Source organism: Pararoseomonas baculiformis, from assembly GCF_017813395.1.
Lineage (GTDB): Bacteria > Pseudomonadota > Alphaproteobacteria > Acetobacterales > Acetobacteraceae > Roseomonas > Roseomonas baculiformis.
The window spans coordinates 55983-71543 of record NZ_JAGIZB010000019.1; the positions used below are offsets into that span (position 1 = coordinate 55983).

Below are 15561 nucleotides of genomic sequence, written 5' to 3' on the forward strand. Positions count from 1 at the left end.
CCATGGATGCCACCGAAGCTCTCTCCCGCGTCCTCTTCGCGGAGGCCGGGGCACGCCCCGTGCGCGCCATCGAGGCCCTGGCCGCCCTGGCGGTGAACCGAGCCCGGGCCGCCATGCCGCGCCCCGCCAGGGTTCCGGGCGCGGCGCCCTTCGCGCCGGGCGGCCATGCCCGGCTGCCGGAGCCAGGCGCGTCGGAAATGCTGGCCCTCTGCCGCGACCCCTTTCTCTTCCCCTGCAGGAATCCCCGCAGCCCCGGCCATGCGCGGCTGGCCGATCCCCCGGCGGAGGAAGCATCGGCCCTGGCCACCTGCCGCCGCATCGCGGCGCGTGCCCTGGCCGGCGTGCTGCCGGACCCGACAGGCGGCGCGACCCATTGGCACGCCGCCGATAACCTGCCCGCCTGGGCCGTGGCCCGGGCACCCCTGGCCGAAATGGGCGGCCTGGTCTTCTACCGGCTGGAAACGGGCGCGCGCCCGGCGCATCCGCTCGCTCCCGCGCTCGTGGCCTGAGCGGTCCAGCGCTTTCCCTTTCCCGCGCGGGGCCGCCCGCCCTAGCGTGGCGGCACGGGACAAGAAGATGGGGAAACGCTGATGCTGCTCGACCGCCGCGCCGCCATGTCCGTCACGCTCGGCCTGGGGCTTCCCGCCCTGGCCCGCGCGCAATCCTGGCCCGCCAAGCCGATCCGCCTCGTGGTTCCCTATGCCCCTGGTGGCGGGACGGACATCCTTGCCCGCGCCCTGGCGGATGCGCTGCGCCCGGTGCTGCCCCAGCCCATGGTGGTGGAGAACCGCGCGGGGGCCGCGGGGGTGGTGGGCACGGAGCAGGTGGCCCGCGCGGAACCGGACGGCCACACGCTCACCGCCGTGGTCAGCACCCATGTGATGAACAGCTACACCATGGAACGCCTGCCCTATGACGCGCTGCGCGACGTCACGCCGGTATCCATGCTGACCCGCAACACGATGGTTCTGGTGACCGGCGCCGGGCAGCCCTTCCGCAACCTGGCGGAGCTGCGCGAGCAGGCCGGGCGCGGCACGTCGCGCCTCAGCACCGGCTCCACCGAGGCGCTCTCGCAGTTCATCGGCCAGGAATTTGCCCGCCGGCTCGGGGTGGAGATCCCCGATGTCAGCTACCGCTCCGGCGGCCAGCTGATGACGGACATCGTGGCCGGCCACCTGCCCCTGGGCTGCACCAGCACGGCCAGCGTCACGCCGCATGTCGCCACAGGCAAGGTCCGCCCGCTCGCCGTCTCCACCGCCACGCGCACGCCCTTCTTCCCGGATGTGCCCACCGCGCAGGAGCAGGGACTGGCCGGGTTCGACCTGGCGGGCTGGGTCGGGCTGCTCGGCCCGAAGGGCATGCCGCCGGCCCTGGCCGGGCAGATCCACCGGACCGTGGCCGGGGCCTTCGCGAGCGAGGCCTTCCGCGCCCGCCTCGCGACGCTGGGCATCGAGCCGGACCTGCGCCCACCGGCCGAGCTGATGGCGGCCATGGAGCGCGAGGACCGGATCTGGGCCGAGGCCAGCGCCGCGGGCCGGCTGCAGCGGCAATAGGGCACCACCTGCCCCGGCGCTGGACAAGCCGGGCGGGCCCGGGCATCCGCCGCGGCGGAACGCCGGAAGGAAAGCCGATGGGCGATGCACCCGAAGCCCTGATCCACACGCTGATGCGCGGGGCCGACTGGCGTGCCGCGCAGGAAGCCGGCGTCTATCACGGCAGCGCCGATGACAGGCGCGACGGCTTCCTGCACTTCTCCACCGCCGCCCAGCTTCGCGCCAGCGCCGCGAAGCACCGCGCGGGCGAACCGGATCTCTGGCTGGTCAGCGCCGAATCCGTGGCTCTGGGCGATGCGCTGCGCTGGGAACCGGCCGCCGGCGGCAAGCGCCCCGGCCTCTTCCCCCATCTCTATGCGCCGCTGCCGCTCTCGGCCGTGCGCGGCGCGGTCTTCCTGCCTCTTGGCAAGGATGGGCTGCACCGCTTCCCGGATTGGGTGCCGTAGCGGCCGGGAAGGCCGCCTCAGCGGCCCCCTTCCACGTTCTTCGCCACCCATCCCGCAAGCCAGTTCGCGATCTCCAGCGAGTTCCGGTCCTGCATCAGCATGTGGGAATTCCCGGGGATGCCCATTTCCGGCAGCACCGCGATTTCCACCTTGCCGCCAGCGGCATTCGCGGCCCGCGCGAATTCGCGGCAGGCGCGGAGCCGTGGCGCCCAGCGCGTGGATTCCTCCACGAAATCACCCCAGAGGACGAGGATGGGCAGCCCCTCATAGGGCTTCATGTCCCCATTCGCGGCGGGGCAGGCGCCAGGCTCGATCGAGACGATCCCCGCGATCCCCTCCCGGCTCATCGCGGCGGTCTGGAACGGATAGATGCCGGATTGCGAGTGGCTGACCAGCACCGTCCGCCCCAGCCGCCTGGAGAGTTCCGAAAGCCCCGTCACCGTCGGGTTCGGGGAGGGAACGGAGAAGTTCCAGTCCGGCACCATCTGCTTCCAGAACTCGTCCTGCGCCTCCAGCGGGAAGAGAAGGCCGGGGAAGGTTTCGGGATGGCGGCGGCCGAAGCGGAAGATGGCCCAGGCATCCTCCTGCCCGGCGGCGAACACCGTCGGCAGCGTGTCCGGGCCGCTCCGGCCGGTCTTCACCGCGTTGATCGTCGTCGGATGGGCGGCGGAACGGCCGCGCCATGCCTGGTCCACCACATAGGTCGGATAGCCGCGGCGGACGAAATACTCGTCCCAACCCATGCGCCCGTCCGGCGTCGTCTCCCAGGTCTTGCCCGTCAGGCAGCAGCCATGGACCAGAACCAGGGAAGGCTTCTCCGCCGCATTCGGGGGCACCTGGTAGCGGACATACATCTGATCCACCGTGATGCTGCCATTCGGCGCATAGGCGGGCAGGGTGGAAAGCGTGTCGGAGCGCAGCGTGCGCCCACCCACGAAGAAGGACCCCTGGCGCTCGATGGTGAGCGGCCCCTGCGTGACGGGCGCGGCATTCTGGGCTGACGCAGGCTGGGCCAGCCATGTGCCAGCCGCGATCAGGGCCGCAAGCCCGACGGCCCGCGAGGTGGTGGACATCGGCGTTCCTCCGTTTTTGCCCGCCAGGGCGGTGCGGAGGAGGGTAGGGGGCCGTTAATGCGCGGTCGAGCGCCGCTGCGCCATGACCCCGGCGAAGGCGACGATCGCCGCCCCGATCCAGACCAGCGCCGGCGGCCAGACGCCCCAGACCGTGACATCCGCGATCACCGCGAAGATGAGGGCGGAGAACTCCAGCGGCGCCAGCCGCCCCGCGCTGGCGTGGCGGAAGGCGGAGGCGAGGCAGAGCGTCGCCCCGCCCGCCAGCACGCCATTGGCCGAGAGCGCCAGCGCATCCCCCCAGGAAGGCGTCACCCATTCCACCGCCGCCCAGGGCGCGAGGAAGGGCAGGGCGGGTATCGCGCTCCAGAAGATCACCCGCGCCATGCCGGGCTCGTCGCGCAGGCTGCGGTTCATCACCAGCACCATGGCGTGGCAGAAGCTGCCGAACAGGCCCCATCCATAGGCCACCCAGGCACCGCCCGCCGACAGCCCGGGCCAGAGCGCCACCAGCACCCCCGCGAACCCCACCGCGCACCAGCCCCAGGCAGAGGCCGGCACCGGCTCCTTCAGCAGCAGACGGAACAGGGCCAGCAGCAGGAACGGCGCGGTGAAATAGACGAGGTAGCCCTCCGCCAGCGGCAATTCCCGAAGCGACAGGAAGAAGCCCGCGCCCGAGCCGACCATGAAGGCGGCGCGCAGCACCTGGGACCAGGGCCGGCGCGAAGCCAGCCCGCCCCCGGCCCGCGGCCGCGCCATCCGCGCCCCGGCCAGCAGGATGAGCAGGATGGCGTAGCGGAAGGCGAGCACCTGGCTGACATGGTAGCCGCCGGAGAGCACCTTTGAATTGGCGTCCAGCACCGCGAAGAGCGCGAGCGCGGACAGCATCAGCAACGGCCCGCGCAACGCGTCTCTCCCGGATCGGTCCCGGCCTGCTTCTCCCGTTCCCCCGCCGCGCCGTCAACGCGCCCCACCCCCTGGCCCTTCGCGCCGGGCTGCGGCACAAGCGGCGGCGATGCGCGCCGCCCTTGCCTCCGCCCTGATGCCCCTGGTCCGGGGGCTGGATCCGGAAACGGCGCATGACCTGTCCCTGCGCGCCCTGCGCCTCGGCCTGGCCGGGCGTGACCCCGGGGAGGACGACCCGATTCTCGCCTCGCGCGCCATGGGGCTGGATTTCCGCAACCCGGTCGGGCTGGCCGCCGGATTCGACAAGAACGCGGTGGCGGTGCTGCCCCTGATGCGCCTGGGCTTCGGCCTGGTGGAAGCCGGCACCTCCACCCTGCGCCCGCAGCCCGGCAATCCGCGCCCCCGCCTGTTCCGGCTGGAGGAGGACCGGGCGGTGATCAACCGCTTCGGCTTCAACAATGCGGGCATCGAGGCCTATGCGGCGAATCTCGCCGCCCTGCCGCGCCCGCTGCCCGCCGTGCTCGGCGCCAATATCGGCATCAACAAGGACAGCACGACGCCGGAGCAGGATTACCCCGCGCTGTACCGGCGCGTGGCGCCGCTGGCCGACTACGTCACGATCAACGTCTCCTCCCCCAACACCCCGGGCCTGCGGGACCTCCAGGGCGAGGCCCGGCTGGCCGCCATCCTGGACGCAACCCTGGCCGCCCGCGGGGAACTGCCCCGCCGCCCGCCCGTGCTGGTGAAGATCGCCCCCGATCTGGCCGAAGGCGCGGTGGAAGCCATCGTGCAGACCTGCCTGGACCGCGACGTGGCCGGGCTGATCGTCTCCAACACCACCATTACCCGGCCGGAGACGCTGCGCTCCCCGAAGAAGGGTGAGACGGGGGGCCTCTCCGGCCGCCCGCTCTTCCAGCCCTCCACCGAGCTGCTGCGCCGTGTCCACCGCCTTGCCCGCGGGCGCCTCACCCTCATCGGCGCGGGCGGTGTGGAGAGCGGCGAGACGGCCTATGCCAAGATCAAGGCCGGCGCCTCCCTCGTGCAGAGCTATGCCGGCTTCGCCTATGCCGGCCCCGTCCTCATCCCCCGGATCAAGCGCGAACTCGCCGCCCTGCTGCGGCAGGACGGGGTGAAGAGCCTGTCCGACGCCATCGGAGCCGAAGCCTGATGCAGATCCTCGACAGCGTCGCGCCCCTGGTCGGGCGCTACCGCGGCTTCGTGCTGGATATCTGGGGCGTGGTGCATGACGGCCAGGCGGCCTTCCCAGGTGTCGCCGATGCCCTGGCACGGATGAAAGGCGCGGGGGCAAGGATCTGCTTCCTCTCCAACGCCCCGCGCCGCTCCCATGTGGTCGAGCGCCAGCTCGCCGCCTTCGGCATCGGGCGTACGCTCTACGACGCGGCGATGACCAGCGGCGAGATCACCTGGCGCCTGCTGCGGGACCGCGCCCATCCCTTCGTCCAGGGCCTCGGGCCCCGCGCCCTGCATATCGGCAAGCCTGATGACCGCTCGGTGGTGGAAGAGCTCGGCATCAGCCTGACCGACCGGGTGGAGGACGCCGACTGGGTCCTCAACACCGGGCCCGACCCGGATCGCGGCGTGCAGACCGTGGAGCCCTACGAGGCCCTGCTCGGCGCGGCGCTGGCGCGGGACCTGCCGATGCTCTGCGTGAACCCGGACCGTCACGTGGTGGTCGGCGGGCGCCTCATCATCTGCGCCGGCGCCCTGTCGGAGCGCTATGCCCGGCTCGGCGGCCGCACCCTGGAGATCGGCAAGCCGGACCCGGCGGCCTATGACCCCGTGATGCAGCTGCTGGACCTGCCGCGCGGCGATTGCGTGGCCATCGGCGACAGCCCCCATACCGATCTCGCCGGTGCCCTGGCGGCGGGGCTGGACGCGGTCTGGGCCCTGGGCGGCCTTGCCGCCGAGGAAGGCCTGGCGAATGCCGATTCCGCCACCCTGGCCGCCCGCGCGAAGGCCGAGGGCGTCTCCCCCGTCGCGGCGCTGCGCGGCCTGCGCTGGTAGGGCGGCGAAGGTGACGCCGCCGGGGCCGCGCCCCGCCCTCTGGCTCCTGGTGGTCATGACGGGGCTCGGCCCCTTCACCATGCAGATCCTGATCCCGGCCCTGCCGCGGATCGCGGCGGATCTCGCCGTGCCCTATGGCGCCGCGCAGCTCACCCTCACGCTCTTCCTGGTGGGCGTCGCCCTCGGCCAGCTCATCTACGGCCCCCTTTCGGACCGCTTCGGGCGGCGGCCGGTGCTGCTCTGGGCACTGTCCCTCTATCTCGTCGCCTCGGCCCTCTCGGCATTCGCGCCTTCCATGGCCTGGCTCGGCCTGGGGCGGGTGGCGCAGGCCATGGGGGCCTGTTCCGGCATGGTTCTGGGCCGTGCGATCATCCGCGATGTCTGGCCGCGCGAGCAGGCGGCAAGCCGCATCGGCTACGTCGTCATGGCCATGACCCTGGCACCCATGATCGCCCCCATGGCCGGCGCGCTGATCGAGGAGCATTCGGGCTGGCGCACCGCCATGCTCGCCTGCCTGCTCTTCGGCGCTCCCCTCTTCCTCGCGGTGTGGCTGCGCCTGCCGGAGACGCTGCGGGAACCGCAGCCCCTGCCCGGGCTGCGCGGCATGGGGCGGGCCTACATGTCCCTGCTGAGCCTGCCCGCCTTCCGCTGGATCGCGGCGGTGGGCGCGGCCTCCACCGGGGTGTTCTTCGGCTTCATGGCGGGCGCACCGAAGGTGGCGGCCACCATGGGCTATTCTCCGCGGGACTACGCGACGGCCTTCATCGCCGTCTCCGTGTTCTTTGCCTGCGGTTCCTGGCTGGCGGGGCGCTATTCATCCCGGCTCGGCCTGGCGCGGATGCTCTCGGCCGGGCTCTGGGTCATCGTCGCCGGGGCGGCCATCATGCTCGCCGTGCAGCTCTTCCTGCCGCACACGCTCATGGGTTTCTTCCTGCCGATGGCGCTGGTTGCGCTGGGCAACGGGATCAGCCTGCCCAACGCCGTGGCCGCTGCGATCAGCGTGCGGCCGGAACGGGCAGGCACCGCCTCCGGACTGCTCGGCGCCATGCAGATGGGCTTCGGCGCGCTGATGACCATCGTGAACGGCGCGCTGGAGAGCGGGGCGGGGATCGCCACCGCCCTGGTCATGGCCGGCTGCGGGATCGGCTCCACCATCGCCCTGCGCGGGGCGCGCCGGTATCTCTGACCCGGCTCAGCGGCGGTCGGGGTCCACCCGGTCGCCCACCCAGTTCCCGGCCCGGTTGAGCGCCGACCCCGTTTCCCGCGCCGCATGGCCCAGCGCATCGCCCGTGCGCACCGCCGCACGGTCCACCGAGCGCCCGGCGCGCTCGCCAGGGCCCTCGTTGCCGGCGCAGGCGGACAAGGCCAGCAGGACAAGCAGGGTGATCCGGGGCATGGGGGCGCTCCTCTACCGATCGCGGAGCCCAGGATGCCTCCGGCCCGAACCGCCTGGAAGGGGATGAAAACGCCTGGGGCCGGGGAATGCCTCCATCCCCCGGCCCCAGCGCCCACAAGGATGCGGTGACGCCCCGCGGATCAGACGATCGGCGCGCCGGCGCGGGCTTCCTGCCAGGCGATGCGGGAGAGCAGGATCAGCGAGGCGCCGTAGTAGTCGGTGGCCTGGGCCACGCGCGGCAGCTCCTGCATGCGCCGGTTGCGGTCGCGGCTCGCGCGGGCGAGATTCGCCACGGCCTGCACCCCGGCATGGCCGGGATAGGGCGCCAGCGTGTTGCTCCGCAGGTCAGCCCAGGCCGGAAGGGTGCGCTGCCCGGGGGCATGCCAGAAATCAACGCAGGCCTTCAGCGCCGGATTGTCCGATTGGCGCGCCCAGGCGAGGTAGAGCGGAACGCGCACCGCATCCCAGGAGAAGCGGGTCGGCCAGCTGGAGGCCATGCGCGGCTGGAAGCTGGGCTCGCGGTAGAACTCGATCCAGTCGGCGGGCAGGCTCCAGCGGCCGAAGCGCGCGCTGTTGCAGCAGATCTCCATCCCATCCGCCACCAGGCGGCGCCATTGCGGGCCGGGCACGATCTTCTCGAACTCCAGCAGGGCCGGGAAGATGTAGTAGGACGGGTTGAGCACGACATGGTCGCGCTTCTCGAAGCCCTGCATGCCCGGCAGCAGGACAAGCTTGCCCGCCACCTCGCGCGTGCAGTGGGTGAGGATGTCGCGGCAGATCAGCGCCGCCTCCCGCGCCAGGGCGGGGCGGGCGAAGAGGTCGGCGCCCCGCATCAGCGCCCAGGCGATCATGATGTCGCCATCCGTGGCGTTGTTGCGGTCCGAGACGGGGTCCACGGCATCGCCGCGGTAGCGCCACGCATGCAGGTTGCCCCGGCTGTGGCGCAGATAGCGCCGCGTCCAGTCCAGCATCTTGTCGAAGCTCACCGCATCGCCCGCCTCGGCGGCGAAAAGCATCCCGAAGCCCTGACCTTCCGTATGGCTCTCATCGCCCTTGCCCGAATCCAGCACGCGCCCCTCGCGGGTCACGAAACGGCCCCGGAACACGGCCCATTCGGTTTTCAGCTCGGCCAGCCACTCCGGCATGCCCTGGGCTGTGGCGCCGCGAGGCAGGCTTGCCAGGGCAGGGGCTGCGAGAAGCCCGAGAAAGGCGCGGCGGCCGGCAGTGAGAGCTGGGCGGGCGGGCTCGGGGCTGTCGGACGGCATGACGGTGGCCTCAACGGCTGCACGGAAACGGTGTGCGCAGAAACTAGACACACGTTAAGGTTGCATCAACAATAATCTTACGGCTGAGACGCGCATGCCGGAGGTGTGATACCGCTGTCCCGGGGAATGGGACCGGGCTGTCACGTCCTTGCGGATGCATTGATTCCGCGGTGGGAACAGGGCAGTTTGGCGCGGTGAGCGCGATCGACCCTGAAGTGGCCGGCCAGTTGGCGGCGGAACTCCCCCGCGACGTGTTCGTGTCGATTGTCCAGAGTTTTGAACAGGATCTGGCCCGCCTCGTCCGGCAGATGACCGATGCCGCGCGGGATGGGGATGTCAGCGGCTACCGTCAGGCCGCCCATGCCCTGGCCGGCGCGTCCGGATCCATCGGGGCCAGGTCTCTGGAGGCCCTGGCACGCCAGGCCATGCGGCCGGATGATGACGTCCCGGCCCGGCAGATGATCCTGTCCATCGGGCAGGAGGCAAAGCAGGCGCTGGAGGAACTGGCCGTGCTGGCGGGCCGGCAGCCCGACTAGGGCTGAGGCGGCCCCCGCGCCCTCAGGGCCCCGCGGGCACGTCCGCGGGCGGCACCAGGCCGATCGCGCGGCTCAGCAGGTCCCGCTGCACCGGCTTGGACAGGTAGTCGTCCATCCCGGCCTCGCGGCATTGCCGCTCGAATTCCGGGCCCACCGCCGCGGTGAGGCCCACGATGCGGGTCTGCCGGTTCAGCCCCTCGGCCCGGATCTCCCGCGTGGCCTCCAGCCCGTCCATCACCGGCATCTGCAGGTCCATCAGGATCACGTCGAACACCTCGGTCAGGCAGTGCTCCAGCGCCTCGGCCCCGTTCCCCGCCACCATCACCTCCGCCCCCAGCCGGGCCAGCAGGGCGCGCATGAGGAGTTGGTTCGTCGCGTTGTCCTCCACCAGCAGGACGCGCAGCGGGCGCTCGGCCGCCGGCCGCCTCATGGGCGGCGCGGGCGGCGTGGCCGTGGCAGGGGCAAGGGCCTGTGCCAGTGATTCCAGCAGCCGCCCGGGCAAGGCGGGCTTGAGCAGCATGGCATCCACCAGGCCCGGCGGCGGCCCGCCGGCGGGCATCTGCTGGGCCTCCACCCCGAAAGAGCAGAGCACGAGCGCCGGATTGCCGAGGACGGCGGCCTCGGCCCGGATCTGCCGCGCAAGTTCCAGCCCGCCCATGCTGGGCATGGCGTTGTCCAGCACGGCGGCGTGGAAGGCGGTGCCGCGCCGTGCGGCCAGCCGCATCAGCGCCAGCGCCGCTTCGCCGCTTTCCGCCGCCAGGGCGGAGGCGCCCGCCGCGGTGATCTGGCGCACCATCAGCTCCCGGTTCAGCAGCAGGTCGTCCACGACCAGGATGCGGCGCCCCGAGAGAGGGAGGCGCGCGGGCGGCGCCGCCGGCCCGGGCAGCTCCCCCACCACGATCCAGAAGCGGAACACGCTGCCGCCACCCTTGCGGGGCGTGGCCTCGATCCCGCCGCCCATCTGCTCGGCCAGCTTGCGGCAGATGGCCAGGCCCAGCCCGGTGCCGCCGTATTTGCGGCTGATCGAGGCATCGGCCTGGGTAAAGCGCTCGAACAGGATCGGCACCTTGGCCGGATCCACGCCGATCCCGGTATCCGCCACGGAGCACACCAGGCGCAGCGCGCCCTCCTCGTCCTCCTGCGGCGCGGCGGAAACCGAAACCTCGATCCAGCCGGTTTCGGTGAACTTGATCGCGTTGCCGACCAGGTTGAACAGGATCTGCCGGAACCGGCCCGGATCGCCCAGCACCTGGCGTGGCAGCTCCGGCGGCAGGGAGGCCACCATCTCCACCCCCTTGGCGGCCGCGCGGGCGGCGAAAAGCTCCACGATGATGGAGATCTCGTTTTCCAGGGTGAAGGGGATGTGCTCGTGCTCGATCATCCCCGCCTCCAGCTTCGAGAAGTCGAGAATGTCGTTCAGCACCATCAGCAGATGCTCGGCGCTGCCCTGGATCGTCTCGGCATAGCGGCGTTGGATCGGGTCCAGCGGGCTGTCCAGCAGCAGGCCGGTCATGCCGATCACCCCGTTCATGGGCGTGCGGATCTCGTGGCTCATTGCCGCGAGGAATTCCTCCTTCGCCCGCGTGGCGGCCCGGGCCTCCTGCTCGCTCTCGGCCAGGGCGTCGCCCTGCGCCTTCAGCGCCGCCGCCTGCCGGGACATGAGCCAGAGCGCGACCACCATGATGGCCGCGATGGCGATGCCCCCGCCGATCAGCAGGGTGGCGAGGCGTTCCACCCCCTCGAAGGCGGCCGCCTTGCGCCGCGCCGCCTCGATCACCAGCGTGCCCTGGCGGATGGTGGAGAAGGCGGCGAAGACGTCCTGCCCGTCCTGATCCAGCCCCGAATAGGTCCCGCTCTCCCGCCGGGGCAGGAAATCCCGGAACAGCCAGGCCGTGGGGTGGGATTGGCCCACCCCCTCCACGCGCCCGTCCGACCGCGCGAGCAGCAGGCCGTTGAGGGAGTGGATGCGGACGGTGACCCCGAAGGCTTCCGCATGGCGCCGCCCCACGGAGATCAGGTAGTCCGGGTTCAGCAGCGCCACCGCGGCGCCGGTGAACTCGCCCCGCGCGTTCCGGAGGCCGCGCGCCAGGGGAATGGACCAGATCCCGGCTGCCTGGATGGCACGGCCCTGCATGGCGGCGGATCCGCCGAGGAAGCGCCCCGCCTCGGGCGAGCCCAGCCGCAGCGCCGGCCCACCCAGCCGGAGCACCCGGAACCAGTCCCTGTCGGCCACCGAGGACCCGCGCAGGTTTTCCACCGTGGCGGCCGTGACGATGCCGTTCGCATCCACGATCAGCACGGCCCGCAGCTGCGGCACGTCCCGGATGCGCCCTGCCAGGGCGCGGGCGGTGGCGGCGGGATCGGAAGCGGCGCTGCGCTCGGCCATGTCCAGCAGGACGAAGTCTACGGTCTGGATCGCGCGGGCCAGCTGGTCCGCCATGGCCGCCGTTACGCCCAGCGTCAGGCGTTCGGCGTCATTCGCCGCCTCGCGCTGGCCCCGGTCGAAAAGAATGAGATAAACTGCCGCGAAGCAGATTCCGACCACCAGCACGGTCGCGGCAAAGAGCCGCCACGGCCGCGGCGCTGCCGGCTTGGCTGGACCCAGATTCAAGACCCGGCGAAGGGGGGATGGCGTCGTGTTCATGCGTCGTGCGACCTTGGCCATCATCGCAGGGCTGTCTATCTTTTGCGAGACTGCTTCGTGCCGTGAGGCGCAATTCGTTCCGGCGGCGGCCCAGCTGCCATCCCTCCCGGCACCCGCCCTGGCCGGGGCCGGGCGCCTCCTCGCCATTCGCGGGCGGGGCGAGTTGCTGGTCTGCACCGCCCCCGACCTGCCCGCGATCTCCTGGCGCAATGCGCGCAACGGGGCGATGGAAGGGCTGGATGCGGACATGGCGCATGCCCTCGCCGCACGGCTGAGCGTGCGCCCGGTCTTCCTGGACAGCCCGGCGGGATCGGCCATTGCCATGCTGGAGCGTGGCGGCTGCGACCTGGGGATGGGCGGGCTGGGCATCAGCGGGGCGCGTGCCGAGCGGGTGGCATTCACCAAGGCCTATATGGCCGGGCCCCTGGCCGCCGTCGTGCCGCGCGCCAGCCAGAGGGTGGCCGGATGGGCGGAACTGGACCGGAAAGGGGTGGTGGTGGCCGTGATCGCCGGCTCCGTGGCCGAGGAGTCGATGCGCCAGCGGCTTCGCCAGGCGGAACTTCTCCCGGTCAGGGCTCCCTCGGTCCCGGAGCAGGAGATCAATGCCGGCCGGGCCGATGTCTTCGTGACGGACCACGCCGATTCCTGGCGCCTGCGGGGAGAGGGGAGCTGGCAGGTGCTCGATGCGCCGCACAGCCTGGCCGACACGCTCTACGCCTATGCGGTCCCGAAGGGCGACCCTGCCTGGCTGGCGGAGGTGAACGGCTTCCTGGCCTCGGCCCGAAGTGACGGAACCCTGTTCCGCGCCGCGCAGCGCTGGGGCCTCCGGCCCATGCTGGCGGAGTAGGGGCGGCCCGCCTCAGCCCCGGCCGAGGGATTCCAGCCAGCGCCGCTTGCCGCCGCCGGCCACATGGGCCTCGCCCAGATCCCTTGCCAGCACGGGGTCTCCGGCGGCCACGGCGGCGAGCATGGCGGCATGCTCCGCATTGCTCTCCCGCATCCGCTCCGGGCGCGAGAGGGAGCGCTGCCGGGCCAGATGGCTCTCCTTGAGAAGCGAGAGATAGAGGGAGGCGGCGCGGCGATGCCCGGCCGCCTCGTGCAGCGCGTCGTGGAAGGCCAGGTTGCGGGCATAATAGGCCCCGGCATCCCCGGCCGCCGCGTCCCGCTCCATGGCGGCCACCTCGGCCGAAAGCCCATCCAGTACAGCGGCGGGAAGCGCGCCAGCCGCCTGCCGTTCCGCCAGCCGGGCGAGGATGAAGCCCTGGAGGAGCGCCCGCATGTCGTAGAGCTCCGCCATCTCCTCCGGCTCAAGCCGGCGCACGCTCATGCCCTGGCCGGCCGGGCCGGCGGTGACCAGCCCGTCCCGCTCCAGCCCGCGCAGCGCCTCGCGCAGCGGGCCGCGCGAAAGCCCGAGGCGGGCGGCCAGCGCCACCTCGTTCAGCCGGCTGCCCGGGGCAAGCTCGCCGGAGAGGATCAGGGCCTCCAGCGCGGCCCGGGCACGCTCGGAAAGGGGCGCCGGGGGAGGGAGAGCATCCATGCGGGAGAGGCCATCACGACACCGCATGTCCTGTCAACAGGCTGTTGACAGGGCCCGGCGAAACCCGCAGCCTGCGTTGCACGGAGGAACCCCCATGCTCGACGCCACCAACCCGGCCGCCGAAGGCGGCGCCGACGCGAACCAGGCGGGGGCCCTGTCCCGCTACACCGTGCTCGACCTCACGCGCGTCCGCTCTGGCCCGACCTGCGTGCGGCAGCTGGCGGACTGGGGCGCGAAGGTCATCAAGATCGAGATGCCGGAAGGGCTCGACCAGGGCGACCCGATGGGCGGCCCGCGCAACGGCCCGGACTTCCAGAACCTGCACCGCAACAAGCGCGGGCTGACGCTGAACCTGAAGTCCGCCGAGGGCGTGGCCATCCTGAAGAAGCTGGCCGCCGGGGCCGATGTGGTGGTCGAGAACTTCCGCCCCGATGTGAAGGACCGGCTGGGCATCGGGTACAAGGACCTGGCCGAGGTGAACCCGCGCCTCGTCTACGCCTCCATCTCCGGCTTCGGGCAGGACGGGCCCTATGCGGGGCGCCCGGGCTTCGACCAGATCGCGCAGGGCATGGGCGGGCTGATGTCCATCACCGGCCTGCCGGGACAGGGGCCGGTGCGCGTGGGCATCCCCATCGCCGATCTCTGCGCCGGCATCTTCGCAGCCCAGGGCATCCTGGTGGCGCTGCTGGAGCGCGAGGTCTCGGGCAAGGGCCAGTGGGTGCAGACCTCGCTTCTGCAGGCCCAGGCCTTCATGCTGGACTTCCAGGCCGCGCGCTGGCTCCAGGCCGGCGAGGTGCCGAAGCAGGCGGGCAACAACCACCCGACCTCGATCCCGACCGGCGTGTTCAAGACCAGGGACGGGCACATCAACATCGCCGCCACGGGCAACGCCATCTGGAAGCGCTTCGCCGCCGCCGTGAACGCGCCGGAATGGCTGGAGGACCCGCGCTTCAAGGATGCGGGCGCGCGTTCCGCGAACCGCGACGCGCTGAACGCGCTGATCGACGCGAAGATCGCCGAGCGCACGAGCGAGGAATGGGTGACGGCGCTGAACGAGGCCGGCGTGCCGGCCGGGCCGATCTACTCGATCGACCAGATGTTCGACGACCCGCAGGTGAAGCATCTGGGCATCGCGGCCACGCTGGATGATGGCACGAAGTCCCAGACCTATGTCGCGCAGCCCATCGCGCTGTCGCGGACGCCCAGCCGCATCGTCAGCCATCCGCCCGCCGTGGGCGAGCACTCCGCCGAGGTGCTGCGCGATGCCGGCTATTCCGAAGACGAGATCGCGGGCCTCAAGTCCCGCCAGGTGATCTAGGACCGAGACGCAAAGATGCCCGACGCGCTTCCCCCGCCGAACCCGGCGCTTGGCACCGACAAGATGCTCTCCCGCAAGGAGGGTGGCGTCGGCTGGATGATCTTCAACAACCCCGAGCGCCACAACGCCGTCTCCATGGAGATGTGGGTCGCGGCGGAGCGGATCCTGGCCGACTTCGCCGCCGATCCCGAGGTGCGCGTGGTCGTCGTGACCGGCGCGGGCGGCAAGGCCTTCGTCTCCGGCGCCGACATCTCGAAGTTCGAGAGCGAGCGCGGCAGCAAGGAGGCGGTGGATGCCTACCAGGCGCAGACCGCCAAGGTGTACGAGGCGCTGTCCGACTTCCCGAAGCCGACCATCGCCGCCATTCGCGGCCATTGCATCGGCGGCGGCAGCGCGCTGGCCGTGTGCTGCGACCTGCGCATCTGCACGGAGAAGTCCTCCTTCGGCATTCCGGCGGCGAAGCTCGGCCTGGGCTATCCGCTGCCCGGCATCCGCCGCCTCGTGCATCTCGTCGGCCCCTCCTTCGCCAAGGAGCTGTTCTTCACCGCCAAGCGCTTCAGCGCCGAGGATGCCCGCATCATGGGGCTGGTGAACCGCGTGGTGGCCGATGACGCGCTGGACGCGACGATCGAGGACTATGCCAGCACCATCGCGGGCAACGCGCCGCTCACCGTCGGCTCGGTGAAGGCCATCGTGGGCGAGGCGCTGAAGGCGCAGCCGGATGAGGAGCTGTGCAACCGCCTCGTCCTCGGCTGCTTCGCCAGCGAGGACTACATCGAAGGGCGCCGCGCCTTCATGGAGAAGCGCCCCCCGCAGTTCAAAGGCCGCTGATCACGCGTTGAACGGCCCCCCGGACAGACCCGCG

Annotated in this window: 16 protein-coding genes; 10 read left to right on the plus strand and 6 right to left on the minus strand. The window is 71.7% G+C overall.

What is annotated here, in order from left to right; all coding sequences use genetic code 11:
- Positions 1-2: 2 nt before the first annotated feature.
- From J8J14_RS17945 to J8J14_RS17955, 3 genes are all read left to right on the plus strand, one after another.
- The gene (locus J8J14_RS17945; RefSeq protein WP_209380919.1) at positions 3-509 is read left to right on the plus strand and encodes a cell wall hydrolase; all 507 of its coding nucleotides are present in this window, start codon (positions 3-5) and stop codon (positions 507-509) included.
- An 81-nt stretch (positions 510-590) separates the two neighbouring features.
- Positions 591-1553 carry a Bug family tripartite tricarboxylate transporter substrate binding protein gene (locus J8J14_RS17950; protein WP_209380920.1) on the plus strand — a complete coding sequence of 321 codons (963 nt, stop codon included), beginning with the start codon at positions 591-593 and terminating at the stop codon, positions 1551-1553.
- A gap of 77 nt (positions 1554-1630) precedes the next feature.
- Positions 1631-1999 (plus strand): DUF952 domain-containing protein, encoded by a 369-nt coding sequence (locus J8J14_RS17955; RefSeq protein WP_209380921.1) that lies wholly within the window; start codon positions 1631-1633, stop codon positions 1997-1999.
- Positions 2000-2016: 17 nt separating this feature from the next.
- Here J8J14_RS17955 and J8J14_RS17960 read toward each other — a convergent pair whose 3' ends face one another.
- Positions 2017-3072: an alpha/beta hydrolase family protein gene (locus tag J8J14_RS17960; RefSeq protein WP_209380922.1), complete on the minus strand. Its 1056-nt coding sequence runs from the start codon at positions 3070-3072 to the stop codon at positions 2017-2019.
- Between the two features lie 54 nt (positions 3073-3126).
- A complete protein-coding gene (locus J8J14_RS17965; RefSeq protein WP_209380923.1) occupies positions 3127-3957 on the minus strand; it encodes a DMT family transporter in 831 nt (276 codons plus the stop codon).
- A 127-nt stretch (positions 3958-4084) separates the two neighbouring features.
- Here J8J14_RS17965 and J8J14_RS17970 point away from each other — a divergent pair, with 127 nt between their 5' ends.
- Genes J8J14_RS17970 through J8J14_RS17980 form a run of 3 tightly spaced genes read left to right on the plus strand, consistent with a single transcriptional unit; the run spans position 4085 to position 7186 of the window.
- On the plus strand, positions 4085-5143 hold the full coding sequence (locus J8J14_RS17970; RefSeq protein WP_209380924.1) for a quinone-dependent dihydroorotate dehydrogenase: 1059 nt from the start codon (positions 4085-4087) through the stop codon (positions 5141-5143).
- Positions 5143-6000: a TIGR01459 family HAD-type hydrolase gene (locus J8J14_RS17975; RefSeq protein ID WP_209380925.1), complete on the plus strand. Its 858-nt coding sequence runs from the start codon at positions 5143-5145 to the stop codon at positions 5998-6000. The genes J8J14_RS17970 and J8J14_RS17975 overlap by 1 nt, the downstream gene beginning before the upstream one ends.
- Positions 6001-6010: 10 nt before the next feature.
- Positions 6011-7186, plus strand: coding sequence for a multidrug effflux MFS transporter (locus J8J14_RS17980; RefSeq protein WP_209380926.1), 1176 nt, complete (start codon positions 6011-6013; stop codon positions 7184-7186).
- A gap of 6 nt (positions 7187-7192) precedes the next feature.
- Here J8J14_RS17980 and J8J14_RS17985 read toward each other — a convergent pair whose 3' ends face one another.
- Complete coding sequence (locus J8J14_RS17985) at positions 7193-7396, minus strand: hypothetical protein (RefSeq protein WP_209380927.1); 204 nt, start codon at positions 7394-7396, stop codon at positions 7193-7195.
- A gap of 140 nt (positions 7397-7536) precedes the next feature.
- On the minus strand, positions 7537-8661 hold the full coding sequence (locus tag J8J14_RS17990) for a glycosyl hydrolase family 8 (protein ID WP_209380928.1): 1125 nt from the start codon (positions 8659-8661) through the stop codon (positions 7537-7539).
- 194 nt (positions 8662-8855) lie between these two features.
- On the opposite strand from J8J14_RS17990, the gene J8J14_RS17995 reads away from it, so the two are divergent.
- Complete coding sequence (locus J8J14_RS17995; RefSeq protein WP_209380929.1) at positions 8856-9197, plus strand: Hpt domain-containing protein; 342 nt, start codon at positions 8856-8858, stop codon at positions 9195-9197.
- Positions 9198-9219: 22 nt separating this feature from the next.
- Here J8J14_RS17995 and J8J14_RS18000 read toward each other — a convergent pair whose 3' ends face one another.
- The gene (locus J8J14_RS18000) at positions 9220-11748 is read right to left on the minus strand and encodes a hybrid sensor histidine kinase/response regulator (RefSeq protein WP_209380930.1); all 2529 of its coding nucleotides are present in this window, start codon (positions 11746-11748) and stop codon (positions 9220-9222) included.
- A 91-nt stretch (positions 11749-11839) separates the two neighbouring features.
- On the opposite strand from J8J14_RS18000, the gene J8J14_RS18005 reads away from it, so the two are divergent.
- Positions 11840-12688: a substrate-binding periplasmic protein gene (locus J8J14_RS18005; RefSeq protein WP_209380931.1), complete on the plus strand. Its 849-nt coding sequence runs from the start codon at positions 11840-11842 to the stop codon at positions 12686-12688.
- Between the two features lie 12 nt (positions 12689-12700).
- Here the strand turns inward: J8J14_RS18005 and J8J14_RS18010 are convergent, their stop codons facing one another.
- Positions 12701-13378 carry a GntR family transcriptional regulator gene (locus J8J14_RS18010; protein ID WP_209380932.1) on the minus strand — a complete coding sequence of 226 codons (678 nt, stop codon included), beginning with the start codon at positions 13376-13378 and terminating at the stop codon, positions 12701-12703.
- A gap of 94 nt (positions 13379-13472) precedes the next feature.
- Between J8J14_RS18010 and J8J14_RS18015 the strand changes: the two genes are divergently transcribed.
- Positions 13473-14696, plus strand: a complete 1224-nt coding sequence (locus J8J14_RS18015; protein WP_209380933.1) for a CaiB/BaiF CoA transferase family protein — start codon at positions 13473-13475, stop codon at positions 14694-14696.
- A gap of 15 nt (positions 14697-14711) precedes the next feature.
- Positions 14712-15527: an enoyl-CoA hydratase gene (locus J8J14_RS18020; RefSeq protein WP_209380934.1), complete on the plus strand. Its 816-nt coding sequence runs from the start codon at positions 14712-14714 to the stop codon at positions 15525-15527.
- The last annotated feature ends 34 nt before the right edge of the window (positions 15528-15561 follow it).

Bases quoted from the DNA above. Each gene is read 5' to 3' on its own strand.
- J8J14_RS17955 (WP_209380921.1), top strand. From the start codon at position 1,631: ATGGGCGATGCACCCGAAGCCCTGATCCACACGCTGATGCGCGGGGCC.
- J8J14_RS18020 (WP_209380934.1), top strand. From the start codon at position 14,712: ATGCCCGACGCGCTTCCCCCGCCGAACCCGGCGCTTGGCACCGACAAG.
- J8J14_RS18010 (WP_209380932.1), bottom strand. From the start codon at position 13,378: ATGGATGCTCTCCCTCCCCCGGCGCCCCTTTCCGAGCGTGCCCGGGCC.
- J8J14_RS17965 (WP_209380923.1), bottom strand. From the start codon at position 3,957: ATGCTGTCCGCGCTCGCGCTCTTCGCGGTGCTGGACGCCAATTCAAAG.
- J8J14_RS17990 (WP_209380928.1), bottom strand. From the start codon at position 8,661: ATGCCGTCCGACAGCCCCGAGCCCGCCCGCCCAGCTCTCACTGCCGGC.
- J8J14_RS18005 (WP_209380931.1), top strand. From the start codon at position 11,840: ATGCGTCGTGCGACCTTGGCCATCATCGCAGGGCTGTCTATCTTTTGC.
- J8J14_RS17970 (WP_209380924.1), top strand. From the start codon at position 4,085: ATGCGCGCCGCCCTTGCCTCCGCCCTGATGCCCCTGGTCCGGGGGCTG.
- J8J14_RS17950 (WP_209380920.1), top strand. From the start codon at position 591: ATGCTGCTCGACCGCCGCGCCGCCATGTCCGTCACGCTCGGCCTGGGG.
- J8J14_RS17975 (WP_209380925.1), top strand. From the start codon at position 5,143: ATGCAGATCCTCGACAGCGTCGCGCCCCTGGTCGGGCGCTACCGCGGC.
- J8J14_RS17945 (WP_209380919.1), top strand. From the start codon at position 3: ATGGATGCCACCGAAGCTCTCTCCCGCGTCCTCTTCGCGGAGGCCGGG.
- J8J14_RS17985 (WP_209380927.1), bottom strand. From the start codon at position 7,396: ATGCCCCGGATCACCCTGCTTGTCCTGCTGGCCTTGTCCGCCTGCGCC.
- J8J14_RS17960 (WP_209380922.1), bottom strand. From the start codon at position 3,072: ATGTCCACCACCTCGCGGGCCGTCGGGCTTGCGGCCCTGATCGCGGCT.
- J8J14_RS18015 (WP_209380933.1), top strand. From the start codon at position 13,473: ATGCTCGACGCCACCAACCCGGCCGCCGAAGGCGGCGCCGACGCGAAC.